The 14,392-nt window shown below is 68.8% G+C and carries 11 protein-coding genes; 8 read left to right on the plus strand and 3 right to left on the minus strand.

Features of this window, described 5'->3' with window-relative positions; all coding sequences use genetic code 11:
• Positions 1 to 196 precede the first annotated feature (196 nt).
• The 5 genes from ACZ7SW_RS04700 (at position 197) to ACZ7SW_RS04720 (ending at position 6,378) form a co-directional block, all read left to right on the plus strand.
• Complete coding sequence (locus ACZ7SW_RS04700; RefSeq protein WP_470229022.1) at positions 197 to 1,801, plus strand: carboxylesterase/lipase family protein; 1,605 nt, start codon at positions 197 to 199, stop codon at positions 1,799 to 1,801.
• A gap of 156 nt (positions 1,802 to 1,957) precedes the next feature.
• Positions 1,958 to 3,172, plus strand: a complete 1,215-nt coding sequence (locus tag ACZ7SW_RS04705) for an MFS transporter (RefSeq protein WP_470229245.1) — start codon at positions 1,958 to 1,960, stop codon at positions 3,170 to 3,172.
• 63 nt (positions 3,173 to 3,235) lie between these two features.
• On the plus strand, positions 3,236 to 4,540 hold the full coding sequence (locus ACZ7SW_RS04710) for a sensor domain-containing diguanylate cyclase (RefSeq protein ID WP_470229023.1): 1,305 nt from the start codon (positions 3,236 to 3,238) through the stop codon (positions 4,538 to 4,540).
• Positions 4,541 to 4,609: 69 nt separating this feature from the next.
• Positions 4,610 to 5,542 carry a patatin-like phospholipase family protein gene (locus ACZ7SW_RS04715; RefSeq protein ID WP_470229024.1) on the plus strand — a complete coding sequence of 311 codons (933 nt, stop codon included), beginning with the start codon at positions 4,610 to 4,612 and terminating at the stop codon, positions 5,540 to 5,542.
• Positions 5,539 to 6,378 (plus strand): SDR family oxidoreductase, encoded by an 840-nt coding sequence (locus tag ACZ7SW_RS04720; RefSeq protein ID WP_470229025.1) that lies wholly within the window; start codon positions 5,539 to 5,541, stop codon positions 6,376 to 6,378. Before ACZ7SW_RS04715 ends, ACZ7SW_RS04720 begins: the two co-directional genes overlap by 4 nt.
• On the opposite strand, the gene ACZ7SW_RS04725 is transcribed toward ACZ7SW_RS04720, so the two are convergent.
• The gene (locus tag ACZ7SW_RS04725; RefSeq protein WP_470229026.1) at positions 6,379 to 7,041 is read right to left on the minus strand and encodes an SGNH/GDSL hydrolase family protein; all 663 of its coding nucleotides are present in this window, start codon (positions 7,039 to 7,041) and stop codon (positions 6,379 to 6,381) included.
• Positions 7,042 to 7,049: 8 nt separating this feature from the next.
• Positions 7,050 to 8,531 carry an FAD-dependent monooxygenase gene (locus ACZ7SW_RS04730; RefSeq protein WP_470229027.1) on the minus strand — a complete coding sequence of 494 codons (1,482 nt, stop codon included), beginning with the start codon at positions 8,529 to 8,531 and terminating at the stop codon, positions 7,050 to 7,052.
• 120 nt (positions 8,532 to 8,651) lie between these two features.
• On the opposite strand from ACZ7SW_RS04730, the gene ACZ7SW_RS04735 reads away from it, so the two are divergent.
• The 3 genes from ACZ7SW_RS04735 (at position 8,652) to ACZ7SW_RS04745 (ending at position 13,392) form a co-directional block, all read left to right on the plus strand.
• Positions 8,652 to 11,765, plus strand: coding sequence for a BTAD domain-containing putative transcriptional regulator (locus ACZ7SW_RS04735; protein WP_470229028.1), 3,114 nt, complete (start codon positions 8,652 to 8,654; stop codon positions 11,763 to 11,765).
• Positions 11,766 to 11,935: 170 nt separating this feature from the next.
• Positions 11,936 to 12,334, plus strand: coding sequence for an STAS domain-containing protein (locus tag ACZ7SW_RS04740; protein WP_470229029.1), 399 nt, complete (start codon positions 11,936 to 11,938; stop codon positions 12,332 to 12,334).
• Positions 12,335 to 12,438: 104 nt separating this feature from the next.
• A complete protein-coding gene (locus ACZ7SW_RS04745; RefSeq protein WP_470229030.1) occupies positions 12,439 to 13,392 on the plus strand; it encodes a helix-turn-helix transcriptional regulator in 954 nt (317 codons plus the stop codon).
• Positions 13,393 to 13,448: 56 nt separating this feature from the next.
• Here ACZ7SW_RS04745 and ACZ7SW_RS04750 read toward each other — a convergent pair whose 3' ends face one another.
• On the minus strand, positions 13,449 to 14,330 hold the full coding sequence (locus ACZ7SW_RS04750) for a hypothetical protein (RefSeq protein WP_470229031.1): 882 nt from the start codon (positions 14,328 to 14,330) through the stop codon (positions 13,449 to 13,451).
• Between the last annotated feature and the right edge of the window lie 62 nt (positions 14,331 to 14,392).

Here is a 14,392-nt window from a genome sequence, read left to right on the forward strand (position 1 = left end):
CATCTTCCGCGCGCCCGAACGGAGGTTGTGCCTCCCCGCGCGGCGGCCAGACTGGAGGCACGCGGGACCTGTGCCCGCGGCGATGGCCCGGAGCTGGTCATCGGTCGAGCCCATGCCGGTAAACCGCCTGTTCGGTGCGTGGTCGTTGCTCGTCGTTCGTTCGGCCTCCCCGGCAGGCGGGAGCGAAGGAGGACGGATGAGATTCGGCGAAAAGGCGGCCGCGGTGGTAGTGGTGGCCGTCGTCGGGGTGGTGATGTCGGTGGCCGGGTCGGCGGCGCTGGCCACCAAGGTGGGCGCGCCAGCGTGTTCGCCGGGCACCACGGTGACCACCGACGACGGCCCGGTGTGCGGCGTCGCGGGCGCGGAGATCAAGTCGTGGCAAGGGATTCGCTATGCCGCGCCGCCGGTCGGCGAACTGCGCTGGGCATCGCCGCGGCGGCCCGCGCACTGGACTGAACCATTCGTCGCGACCGAGGAGGGCCGCGAGTGCCCGCAGCCGCCCGGAACCGGTCCGGGGTCGGCTGACGAGGATTGCCTCAACCTGACCGTCCGCGTGCCGGCCAACGCGGGGCCCGGTCCGTTTCCGGTAATGGTGCAGATCCACGGCGGCGGATTCCTGTTGTGGAAGCCGCAGGACGCGAGCCGTCTCGTGACCGCGGGGCACGTCATCAGCGTGGAGTTCAATTACCGGCTCGGGATTTTCGGCTTCCTGGCCCATGAATCGTTCGGTGCGCACGCCGGCAACTACGGCCTCCAGGACCAGCAAGCCGCGCTCCGCTGGGTGCACCGCAATATCGCGAAGTTCGGCGGCGACCCGCGCAACGTCACGATCTACGGCGATTCCGCGGGCGGTTCGAGCGTCTGCGCCCACACCGCTTCGCCGACCTCGGCCGGGCTGTTCCAGCGCGGTATCAGCCAAAGCGGGGAGTACAACTCGTTGCTCGGGGCCGACATCATCTGGCAAACGCAGGACTGCAAAGCGAACCTGCCCACCGAGAAACAAGCGCGGCAAAAGGGAGCCCGGTTCGCCGCGGCACTGGGTTGTGCCACTGCCGCCTGTCTGCGTGCGCTGCCCGCACAGACCGTGCTCAAACAGGCCGACCACGGGAGAAATCCGGACAACGGCACGGTCGCGCCGATCGTGGACGGCAAGACGCTGCCGATGTCGCCCGCCGAGGCTTTCGCTACCGGGCACGTCAACCACGTAGCGCTGATGCACGGCGTCGACCGCGACGAAACCCAGCTGCCGTTCGCCGCGACCGCGGCCGATTACGACAAATTCCTGAAGGAGCAGTACGGAAAGCACGCTCCCGAGGTCCGCGAGACCTATCCGCTGAAGCGTTACCCCGCGCCGGCTCCGTACCTCGCTTACCGGACCGCCGTCGCCGACTCCAACTCGGTCTGCCCCGCACTGCTCAACGACGAGCGGTTGTCCCGGCATATTCCGGTCTTCGCCTACCAGGTCGACGACACCGATATCCCGCCGCAATTCTTCGTCGACCCCACTAAGCCGAACGGTGCCTACCACGTCGCCGAATGGCTGCTGATGTTCCCGAACGGAGTCCGGCTCACGCCCAATCAGCAGGTGCTCGCCGATCAGCTGCTGACGCAGTGGGCCGGGTTCGCGCGCACCGGAAATCCCACTGTGGACGGCGCTCCGCGATGGGATCCGTACACAAAGGACAATCCTGTTGTGCTGGCGCTCAACGCTGCCGGGGACAGTCAGCTCACTATGGAAATCCCGCGTCAGCACCACTGCGCGGAACTCTGGGACCCGTTGACCCCCTTCCCGCACCGATAAACGGAGCGGGTACTCGGCTGCGTTTTTCGTAGCAGAAGCCGAGCTCTCCCTGCCCTGGCGCGCGATTTCCCTAACTCTGCTGACAGTGTGGATGCTGGCGACTACCGTAGGTGGTTCGTCGGGGGACGCGCTGTTAGCCAGGGTAGAGGGGGCGGCATGGGACAGCGGGCGACATTCAGATCGGTTTTCCGGGTCAGGGAGTTTCGCGCACTGTGGGCCGCGGAGTTGTTCTCCAATGCCGGAGACCAGCTGGCGCGGGTCGCGTTGGCGATTCTGGTCTATCAGAGGACCGATTCGGCCGCATTGACCGGATTGACTTATGCGTTGACGTTCGTTCCGTCGCTTTTCGGCGGGGTGCTGCTCGCGGGTCTCGGCGACCGGTTCCCGCGCCGCACGGTGATGGTGGCCGCCGACGTGGTCCGCGCGGTGCTGGTCGGGCTGATGGCCTTGCCTGGCATGCCGTTGTGGCTGCTGTGCGCGCTGGTCGTCGCGACGACGCTGTTGCACGGTCCGTTCAAAGCTGCACAGCAAGCGCTGCTTCCGGACGTGCTCGAAGGCGAGAAATACACGACCGGAATGGCGATCCGGAACATCACGATCCAGACCGCGCAACTGGCCGGTTTCGCCGGCGGTGGCGTCCTGGTCGCCGCGCTGAGCGCGCAGGGCGGCCTGGTAGTGGATGCGCTGACCTTCGTGGTTTCCGCGGTGATCGTCTGGCTGGGAGTGAGCCGGCGGCCTGCCGCGCAAGGGGCTGAGCGCCGCCCTTTCGGTGCGTCGCTTCTCGACGGGACAAAGGTGATAGTCCGCGATCCCGCGCTGATGGCGCTACTGGCGTTGTGCTGGCTCGCCGGGTTTTACGTGGTGCCTGAAGCGCTCGCCGCGCCTTTCGCGAGCGACCTTGGTGCCAGCGCGGCGAGCGTCGGACTCCTGATGGCCGCGGATCCGATCGGAAGCATCGTCGGCGGCATCGTTTTCAGTCAGGTCCCCGAACCCGTTCAGGTCCGGGTCATCGGAGTGCTCGGCATTCTCGCCGGGGTGCCGCTCGTCGCGGTGTTCGCGAATCCCGGCCTTGTCGTGGCGATGGTCCTGTTCGCCCTGTCCGGTTTTTTCGCCACCGCCTACAACATCCAGGGCACCGCCTCGTTCGTCCGGCGGCTCCCGGATGCCCACCGGGCACAGGGATCGGGCGTGTTGTCCGCCGGGCTGACCACTGTCCAGGGACTGGGCGCGCTCGCTTCGGGCGTTCTCGCCGACGCGATCGGCCCGGCCCACGCCATCGCGTTCGCGGGCCTGGCCGGAGCGCTCGTCGCGATTCCTATTGCCGTGGCGTGGCACCGGGCTCAACCGGTCCGGCCCGCATTGGCGGGATGATGACTACGTCTCGCGGTTGCGCACGTCGGCTTCTCCTTTCCCGCTGGGGGCATCGAATTGATTATGGCTGACATTGGCACGGAAGACAGAACTCCGCGGCATTTGCGTCCGGCGGCCTCCCGCCGGCAATGGACTTTCTGGACGCAGCGACGCGGCCTGATCGCCTACTGCCTCCTGATCGAGGCCGCGGCGGCGGTCCTGACCGCGGCCGCCGTCCTCGCCGGACACTTCTCCGGACGGGCTTTCCTCATCTTCGGCCTGCTGGTCGGATTGGGTTTGCTGCAGGCGGAACTGGGCCGCAAGGTCGAACGGCTCCGGCGGCTCATGTCGGGCACCCCGCACATCAACCTGACGTCGGTGTGGAGTTTCTCCGGCGTGCTCCTGCTGCCTCCGGCGCTCGTCACGGGGCTCGTCGCGATCCTCTATCTCCATTTGGCGACGCGAAGTCTCTATCGCATCCGCCGCGTCCCGGCCTCCCGTGTGGTGTTCAACGCCGCCCTGGTCATCGTCACCTGCCAGGCCACCTCGATCATCCTCTCCCGCACCCCCGCCCCCCGCCTCGACGACGCTCTCCATACCGGCTGGACCGGTTTCAGCAGTCTCTCCCTCGCGGCCGCCGCGTATTTCGTCATCGCGGCCCTGATCACCGTCCCGGGGCTCGACGCGCCGGACCGGTCGCTGCGCACTCTTTTCGGCGGCTGGGGCGACAATCTGCTCGAAGCCGCGACCCTCTGTCTCGGCATCCTGACCGCGCTCGCCGTGACGACCATGGCCGAGCTGGCTCTCTGCATCCTGCCGCCGTTGCTGGTCATCCACCGCGCAGTCCTCGTGAAGCAGCTGGAGATCGCCGCGACCACCGACGAGAAGACCGGCCTCTTCAACACCACCGGCTGGCACGCCCTCGCCGCCCGCGAACTCGACCGGGCCCAGCGGACCGTCGACTCCAGTTTCGGCGTGCTGATGGTGGATCTCGACCGCTTCAAACGGATCAACGACCAGTACGGACACCTCAGCGGCGACGCCGTCTTGCGCGCCGTCGCCGTCGCGATCACCGGCGCGGTACGCGACTACGACTCCGTGGGCCGGTTCGGCGGCGAGGAGTTCGTGGTTCTGCTGCCCAACATCCACCCGGCCGACGTCCGCATCGTCGCCGAACGCGTCCGCGAAGCCATCGAGCGGCTCGTTGTGGAGGTGCCCGCGGCGAACGGCACGAAGCAGATCGACGGGCTCTCCGCCTCGATCGGCCTCGCGACCTATCCCGAGGCCGGATCCGCCATCGAGCGCCTGATCCACGCGGCCGACCAGGCGCTCTACAACGCGAAGAACACCGGCCGCAACAAGGTCGTCAGCAGTGCCGACCTCGCCTGAGCGGATTGCCCTCGGCGCGGAAATGACATACGGTTCCGCCACTGACATCTGATTCCGCAGAGGTGGCCGATGACCAAACGCGCACTGGTGCTCGGTTGTGGCGGCACGCTGGGCTTCGCCTGGACCGCTGCCGCCCTCGCTGCGGTCGAGGACCAGCTGGGATGGGACGCGCGCGAGGCCGACGTCCTGGTCGGGACGTCCGCGGGCGCGGAGATGGCGGCGTTTCTCGGCTCGGGCATCGGGGTTGGCGAGATCCTGGCCGCGCTGCTCGGGGAGCCTGCCGACGAGCGCGTCGTGCACCATCTCGCCCAGCATCCGGGCCTGCTGCCACCGTTGCCGACACCTGTCTGGCCCGGTCTCGGCCTCACCGCCGCAGCGCTGCGCGGGCGGGCCGACCTGTTGGCCGGGCTGGCTGGAGCGCTGCCGAGAGGCCGCGGAGACGCCGGATGGCTGCGCGATCTCGGCAGCGCGTTGGCCAATGCCGACGGTTGGGTCGACCATCCGCAGACCTGGCTTGTCGGAGCCGACATCCGTACGGGGGAGCGGGTCGCGTTCGGGAATTCGCAACGAACGGACCTCGGCACCGCCATTGCCGCGTCCTGGGCGATTCCGGGGTGGTTCCCGCCGGTCGCCATCAATGGCCGCAAGTACGCCGACGGTGGCACCGTCTCGCCGACGTCCGCCGATCTCGTTCTCCCGACCGGCGTCGAGGAAGTCGTGCTCATTCCGCCGATGTCCACGTCCGGCGGCGCACACGGGCACGGCTTCGCTCGCGTCGAACGGCTCGCCCGGCGCGCGATGACGCGCCGCGTCGACGCCGAGGTCAAGCAGCTCCGCGCGGCCGGCCTCCGGGTGCTGCGGATCGAACCGGGGCAGGCCGAGCTGGACGTCATGGGCCCCAACTTCATGGACCTGCGCCGCCGCCCCGAGGTGCTTCGCGCCTGCCGCACCCTGACCCCAGCGCGCGTACGTGCCGCCATCGAGCAAGGAGCGACCCGATGAACTACCCCAAGATCGACCTCGACGGCGCGTCCGTCGCGATCACTGGCGGCGGTGCCGGGATCGGCCGTGCCGTCGCCAAGTTGTTCGCGCGCAAGGGAGCGCGCGTCGCGATCGGCGACCTCAACCAGGCGGCTGCCGAGGAGACCGCCGAGGAGATCGGCGGCACCGGCCACCACCTCGACGTAGCCGACCGCGACTCGTTCGCGTCCTTTCTCGCGGCGGCCGAGAAAGCCCACGGACCGTTGCGCGTGCTGGTGAACAACGCCGGACTCATGCCGAACGGCGGGTTCCTGGAACTTTCCGACGCCACCGACCGGCTGCAGATCGACGTCAACCTCGGCGGCGTCCTCAACGGCCTGAAACTCGCGCTGCCGGGGATGGTCGAACGCGGTTTCGGCCACGTCGTCAACGTCGCCTCGCTGGCAGGCAAGTTCCCGGTCAAGGGGCTGGCTGTCTACAACGCGACCAAATTCGCCGTGGTGGGGCTGACGGCCGCGACCCGTTTGGAGTTCGCGGACGCGGGCGTCAGCATCACCGCCGTGCTGCCGTCGGCTGTCGACACTGCGCTTGCCTCCGGCCTGGATATACGGCCGATTCCTAAGGTGCAGCCGGAGGACGTCGCCAGGGCGGTTGTCGATTCGGTGCGCAACCGTCGTGCTGAAATCGCTGTTCCCGGTTATGTCGGTGTGCTGGCTACGGCTGCGGGAGTCGCGCCGGAGCCGGTCCTCAACCGCATTCGACGGTTGGTTCGTGACGATCGCGCGCTGCACTCGGACCGCCCGGAACGTGCGGCGTACCGGGCGGATCTCGAGGCGCAGCAAGGATCTCGACAGTAGTCAGGCGACCAGGCGCAGCCAAGCCGCGGTGAGCGCCGCGTGTCCAGCCGGAGTCGGATGGACGCCGTCGGCGGCCCAGTACTCCGGTCCGGTCGTCGCGGAGAGTTCGGCGAACATGCCGTCCGCGGCGAGTAACTGCGCGCCGTATTTGCGGGCGAGTTCGCGCACCACCTGGATTTTCGGGTCCAGGTCGACGCGCCACTTCTTCCGTTCCGCGACACCGAGGCGCAGATCGCCGACCTCGATGTCGCCGCTGATCGGCAGCAGGAACGGTTCGATGAGGATCAGCTCCGCTCCGGATCCGGCCAGCGGCGCGAGCAACCGGTCGTAACTGGCCGCGTAGTCCTCGGCCGGAATCACGTAACCGTCCGGGTCGTACGAATGCCAGCCGACGTCGTTGATGCCGACGAGGATCGACACCACGTCCGGGCGCGCGTCGAGAACGTCGTTCTGCCAACGGGATTCGAGGTCCATTGCCTTGTTGTCCGCGATCGCGGAGTTCAGCCAGGTTACCGGGCGACCGGGGTGGCGAAGTCCCCATTCGCCCGCGATCCGCGGCGGGTAACCGAATCCGAGACCGTCTTCGCTCTCGTTTCGCTGGCAGTCGGTGATCGAATCGCCGGTGAACAGCACGGTGCTTCCCGGGCGAAGAGTGATGGTCATGTCTGCTCCTAGTTTTCGCCGAACCACTGGGTTTTGGCTTGGTTGAAGGAGTCCTGGGAAAATTCGCGGTCGCCCGCCCACGCGAGGATGCCGTCCGGCCGGACGAGTACGGCACCCAAACCGAGGTCGTCCTTCGCTGTACCGGCCGCGTAACGCAGCTGGCCCGCGGCCTCGCGCAGACGTTGCTCGGCGCTGAAGTCGAGCACGACGCCACGACCGTCCTGCATCAGGTCGCTCAGGCGAATTCCGTCTGTCAGCTGGAAATCCGGGGCGTAGCGGCCGATCAGCGGATGTTCTCCGCCGAGGTCGTAGCGGAGCGACGAGCCGGACATCTTCCCGTACACATAGGTCGTGCCGTCGCGAGTGTCGAGCAGGTCGCGGAGGACGCCTTGCACCGCCTGGCCGTGCGCGTCCGGCCGCATCGCCGCTGCCTGAGCCCGCGTCCAGTCGAGCACCCAGGCACCGATCGGATGGCGCTCGCGGGTATAGGTGTCGAGCAGCGCTTCCGGTGCCCGCCCTCCGATGACCGTCGCGAGTTTCCAGCCCAGATTCACGGCGTCGCTGATTCCGGTGTTGAGTCCCTGCCCGCCCAGGGGGGAGTGGATGTGCGCGGCGTCGCCGGCGAGCAGCACTCGGCCGCGCCGATACGTCGTGGTCTGCATCGCGCGATCGGTGAACGTCGAGACGAGGCGGACGCCGGTCAGCGTGACGTCGGTGCCGGACACTCGGCGCACCACGGTCTGCAGGTGCTCCAGGCTCGGCTGCTGTGTGCGGTCGAACGCCCCCTGGTCGAAGTCCAGTACGCCGAGGTGCCCTGGCGTCGGCATCTGTATGTACATGCCGGTCGGCGTCAGGTTGAAGCCTGGGCTGAGCTTCTCGGGATCGGCGAGGTCGACGAGCATGGTGTAGCCGGTGAACTGCGGTTCGGTGCCGACGAACTCGAAACCCGCCAGCCCGCGCACGACACTGCGCCCGCCGTCGCAGCCGATCGCCCAGCGCGCCGCGTACTCCTGCTCGCCAGCCCGCGCGACCACGCCGTCCGCATCCTGCTGAACAGCGGAAACCTCGACCCCGCGCCGGATTTCGACCCCGAGCTTGGCCGCCCGCTCGGACAGCACCGCCTCGATCGCGTCGAGGTTGGTCATCATGCCGCCGGGCACCGCGCTGGGCAGCCAGTACGGCAGCGCGGCGAGGTCGACCTTGGCCGGATCGAGCACCATCCCGGCGAAATGACCCGCCGTGCGCGGCCGCTCCTCGCCGGGAGCGTCGTGGAGGGCCGACGTCGCCAGCAGCGGAGGCAGCATCCCGCGCCGGTGGAACGCCTCGATCGACGTGGCCGACAGACCACGCATCCCGAGCGGAGCCGTCCGCCACTGGGAACCGGGCGCGGGCTCGCGTTCGAGCACCAGGACCGAGCTGCCCGCGAGACCAAGCTCGCCGGCCAGGAACAGACCGACCGGCCCAGCTCCCACTATTACCGCGTCATGCATGGCAAACCCCTGTTCTCGTTCGATACGGCCACCTTGGCGACGGCCGCTCACACGGCCCGCACACGGCGCTCACCCGGGGGCGCATGGCGCTGACCCGGCCATTCGCGCGAAGATCGTCGAATGGACGGGAGCGCGCGGCTTCGGGTCACGCTGCTCGGGGCGTTTCAGGTGACACGAGGTCCCGTGGCCCTCGCGGTGCCCGGTGCCCGGTTGCAGGCACTGGTCGCGCGGCTGGCGCTGGCTGGCGGACGTCCGGTCGAGCAGAGCGTCTTGGTCGACGCCATCTGGGCCTCCGACCTGCCCGCCGACCCCGCGCACGCCCTACAGGCCCTCGTCTCCCGGCTGCGCCGCGCCCTCGGCTCGCCGAGCGAAGTCACGCAGGTCGCCGGCGGTTACCGGCTGACCGTCGATCCCGCCGACGTGGACGCGCTGCGATTCGAGCAACTCGCCACCGCTGGCCGCGACCGCGCCGCGGCGTTGCTGGAAGAGGCCGTGACGTTGTGGGGAGACCGCCCCGGCGTCGAGCCTGCAGCGGTCGCGGCAGTCGATCCCGCCGCTGCGACCCGGCTGGCCAGCCTGTCGATCGAGGCCGTCACCGATCTCGCCGAAGCCGAGCTTTCCCAGGGGCGCCCCGACGCAGCCGCCGCTCGCCTAACCGCTCTACTGGCCGACCATCCCGTCCACGAGCGCGCCGCTGGCTTGCTCATGGACGCCCTCGCCGCCCAAGGACGTCAGGCGGACGCATTAGCCCAGTACGAACAAATCCGGGAAACCCTGGCCGACGTCCTCGGCACCGATCCAGGCACCGCGCTGCGCGAACGACACCTGAACCTGCTGCGCGCCGAACCCGCCAGGGAGACCAAGCCGAGCACCTTGCCCGCGCCGCTGACCAGCTTCGTCGGCCGCACCGACGACCTGGCCCGGATCGACACGCTGCTCGCCACTGGCCGGTTGGTCACCGTGCTCGGCCCTGGCGGTGCTGGCAAGACGCGGCTCGCCTCGGAGGCCGCCCGCCGCCGGGAATATCGCGACGGCAGCTGGCTGATCGACCTCTCCTCGGTCACCGAACCGGCCAAGGTCGCCGCCGCGATGCTGGCGGCGATCGGACTCCGCGGCACCGCGCTGTTCGAGTCCTCGGCCAAACCCGTCGGCGAGCTGGACGTGCTCGCGGATCAGTTGGGCGGCAAGGAAAGCCTGCTGGTGGTGGACAACTGCGAGCACCTGATCGATGCTGTGGCGCATCTCCTTGCGGCGCTGCTGCCTCGCTGCGCCGGATTGCGGGTCCTGGCCACCAGCCGCGAGCCGCTGGCGATCGACGGCGAGGCGCTGGTCCCGCTCGGCCCGCTTCCCTTGCCAGAACCGGATTCTGACGTCGAGCGGGCTCGCGACACCGCGTCCGTGCGGCTGTTCACCGAGCGAGCAGCCGCCGTGCGCCCGGACTTCGCGGTCGACGACCGGAACCTCGGCGACGTGCTGCGAATCGTCCGCGGACTGGACGGCATGCCGCTAGCGCTGGAACTTGCCGCGGCTCGTCTTCGGACGCTGTCCTTGGCAGACTTGGCGTCCGGCCTGTCCGACCGATTCCGGCTCCTCACTACCGGCAGCCGCACTGCCTTTCCCCGGCACCGCACGCTGCGCGCGGTGATCGCCTGGAGCTGGGACCTGCTCAGCGACGACGCGCGGACAGTCGCGGAACGAATCTCGGTCCTGCCCGGCGGCGTCACGCCCGCCTCGGCCGCCGCGGTCTGTGCTCTCCCCGTCGATCACGTCCAGGAACTGCTCGCCGACCTCGTCGACCGCTCGCTGCTCCAGCTCGCTCCCGGCCGGTACCGGATGCTGGAGACGATCCGCGAATACGGTCTGGAATGCCTTGCCGGACAAGGGATTTTGTCCACTGTACGGAACCTGAGTGCCGAGTACTTCGCCGAACTGGCCGCCGTCAACGACCCGCTTCTGCGCGGTCCCCGGCAACTCGACGCACTCCACCTGCTGACCGCCGAATACGACAACATCCTGGCCGCCCTGCGCCACCTCTGCGCCACCTCGGATGCCGCGCTCACCCTCGCGCTCGACCTGACCTGGTACTGGCACATGCTGGGCCGGCACGCCGACTCGTCGTACTGGCTCGGCCAAGCGACTGCTCAGCCGGGTATGAACCACGACATCGCCGCCGGAGCGCTGCTGCTAGACGCCGGTGCCCCAGCCGACGAGGTGGGCACCCGCCTGCTGAACTACCCGGAGTTGCCACCCTTCGGCGTACTGACCGCCGCCGAACTGGCCGTCCGCGCCGGAGTTGACGCGGCACCGCTCATCCAGCGCCTAGCCGACGGTCCGGACCGATGGCTGGCCGGATTGGCCCGAATCACCCGCGCCGAACTAGCCGAAAACGACGGTCAGTTAGCCCAGGTCGGCCCGGACGTCGAGTTCGCGCTGGACTGTTTCACCGAAGCCGGGGACAGCTGGGGCCTAGCGATGGCCCTGCCGATGCGCGCCCTGCTGCGGCAGTACGACGGAGATCTGGACGGTGCGCTGGCCGACCTGACCGAGGCCAAGCGGCTGGCCCAGGAATTCGGTTCGCTCAGCCACAACGACGAGACCTTCATCGACCTGCGCCTGATCGACCTGCACGTCCGGCTGGGCGAAACCGGCCAAGCGGCAGCGATGATCGCCGTAACCAGGGACCGCACGCTGCGCTCGACCGTGCCCGAGACCGTCGTGCTGCTCGACGCCCGAGAAGCCAGCTTCCGCCTGCGAACCGGGGACCTGACCCGGGCTCGCGAGCTGATCGAGGCAGCCGAGGCCGGGCTGCCCACCCAGCTCCCGTTCGGCGGCGACCACGGACAGGCATTGGTGAGCGCCGTACGAGCCGAACTATGCCTGGAACTCGGCGACGGCCCCGGTGCCGAAGCAGCGCTGGCCCGGGCGTACGCGGCCGCGGTCAACAGCAAGGATCTGCCGATCGTGGCCACGGTCGCGGTGACCGTGGCTGGCCTGGCCGCGCTGTACGGTCGATACTTCGACGGAGCGGAAATCCTCGGCGCGGCGGCCCGCCTGCGCGGTGCCCACGATCGGACTGACCTGCAGGTACGCACCCTGAGCAGTCGCGGCCGGCTGGCCCTCGGCGAGGAACGCTTCACCGCGGCGTACGAGAGCGGCTGGCAGCTGCCCGCGCCGACGGCGGTGACGCGAGCCGATCCGGCCCGGCTGCGGCGGAGCGGTTCGTTTTCCGGATAGCCGGTGTTCGGTCGCGCGGCTAGACCATTCCCGGCGAGCCTTGCACGGTGGAGACAACCAGATCCTTCCGGGCTCAAGGCCGGAAGCCGAGCAGTGAGATTCAGCGGTGCCTTTGGGAAACCTTCCCCCTCGCGGCGTTGGCCCCACAGACGACAGGGAGAACCCCGCTGATGTCCGAGACAACCGAAAAGTCGCTACGCCCTGGCGACCTGGCGATCCGGAGCGGAGCCGTGGGCTCCCTCGTACTGGTGCGGCTGAGCGGCGCCCTCGACCTGGCCACCGTCGACACCCTCGCCGAAGTGCTCGACACCCAGCTCCGGACCAGCCGCGACATCGTCCTGGACTGCACCGGCCTGGACTTCATGGCCGTCGTCGGAATGTCGCTGATGATCGACACTCACCACGCCGCCGGAGTCCGGCGGCGAAGACTGGTCGTGGTGACCGGCAGCAACCGCGCCGTGCTGCGCCCGCTGCGCGCCACCCGGGTCGACGTGATGCTCAACCTCGCCACCACCATCGACGACGCGTGCGCCCAGCTCGGACGTTTGGTGCCCGACCCACGCGGGTAACCGGGGGCCCTACCCCACGACCGAGCGCGGTCGGAGGTCCTTGGACAACGCCGAAGGGCCCGCCGGGGCCGCGATCGGCGTGATGAAGGAGGGCCACCGGGCGTATGTCCACCCCTGGACATGTGGTGTTCGACAGCGACGACCTGGAGCGAACCGAAGAATTCCTCAGCAGTTCCTACGCCCCGATGCGCATCGGCAGCGGCGGCCGTAACGTCGGTGCCCGCATCACCCGCGTGGCGTCCGAGAGCGTCAGCGCCGACGAGCTCGACCTGCACTTCGACCTGAGCTACGACGTCGATCCGCTGGGCCGGATCTGCCTCTGCGACATCGAAGCCGGAATCATCGAAGACCACAAGGTCGCCGGATGGACCGAACCCGCCGCCTTCACCCCCGGCGACCTGTTCTCCTTGGCACCGCCGGACCGTCCGTACTCCGGCCGGATCTGCCAGGCGCGCTACAGCATCACCATGCTGGACCCCGCTGTGCTGACCCGCGTCGCCGGTGCCGAAAAGCCAGTCGAGCTACTCGACCACAACCCCGTGTCGGCGGCTGGTGCCCAGCACCTGCGTGCCGCCATCACCTACCTGCGCGACCAGGTTCTGTCCGCTCCCGACATCGCCGAGCACCCGCTGCTGGTCAGCACCGCGACCCAGCACCTCGCCGCGGCTGTGCTCGCAGCTTTCCCCACCACCGCGCTGGACGAGCGGGCTGGCACCGACTTCGATGCGCATCCCCAGGCGTTGCGCCGCGCCATCTCGTTCATCGAAGCCAACCCCGAGCGCGATATCACGGCCACCGACCTGGCCCAAGCGGCTGGCGTCTCGGCACGGGCGGTGCAGCTGGCCTTCCGACGGCATCTTGATACGACGCCGATGGCTTATCTGCGGCGTGTCCGCCTGGATCATGCGCGGGCTGAGCTGCGTGCTGCCGCGCCAGGGGAGACGACTGTTACCCAGGTGGCGGCGCGTTGGGGCTATACACGGCCCAGTGCATTTACTGCGCATTACCGGGCTGCTTATGACGAGCTTCCCTCGCAGTCTCTTCAGGACGACCGCTGATGTCTACAGTGGACTAACCTGCGCGCCGATTCCCCGCAGGCGAAGGAAATGCTGTGTCAGGGGTGGTAGATCTCTTTGACCTGAGCGATCTGGTCGTCGCCGCTCACCAGGATCTGGGCGAGGGCAGGGGTTCCGCTGGCGAGGGTGTGGCGCAGCTGGTCGGCGTCGCAGCGGAAGGTGCCGAGGCCGTCTTCGCCGACGGTGGCTTGGTTGTCGTTCTGGCACAGGGTCGCCGCGCTCCACACGATGGCGCGTTCGGCCAGCGGGAGACGGTAGGTCTTGGTGTCGCCCGCGACCGGCACGTACTGGTCGCCTTGGGGGCGGACCAGCTGGAAAGTGGCCATGCCGACGTTGGTGTCGAAGCCGGTGAACTGCACGGTCTGAGTGGTGTTCGGGAACCGGCGGGACTGTGGTGCCGGTGCCTTGTCGTTGCCCGACGGCCGGGTCTCGATCGTGTAGTCGGTGCGGCCGTCCTTGCCGCAGACGCTGCCCTGGGGGTTGGCCTGGTCGCCGGATCCGGCGCAGGTCCAGTGGCCGAAGATGTCGAGCACGCGGTGGCCGGGGCCTTCGCCCTTCGTCGGGATTTCCCGGTAGTACTCGGTGATCACCTTGAAGGCGTCGTTGCAGCCCGGGTTGGTGCCGGTGGTCGCCGACACCGCGATCACGTCCATCTGCGGGCCGTCGGGGGAGGTGACCCGCTTGCCGTCCAGCTTGCTGCAGTTGACGTCGCCGTCACCCCCGTTGCCGCGTGCGGTCGCGTTGCCAGACCCTCCGGAGCCACCGGTCGCGGCACCTTGCGCGGCCTGCTGGGTGGTGCCGTTGTTCACCGGGGACCAGTTCCCGGAGGTGTTTCCGCTGCAGGCGGAAAGGAGCGCGGTGGCGGCGATCGCCCCGCCGATCATCGCCATCTTGAACGTCTTCTTCGCGGTGATTTCCATTTTCCGGCGTCCCTCTCGCGGCAATTGGTGAAGCTGTGCCCGAAAAGACGCCGACCTCCGGC

Source organism: Amycolatopsis sp. NPDC114484, assembly GCF_055633755.1.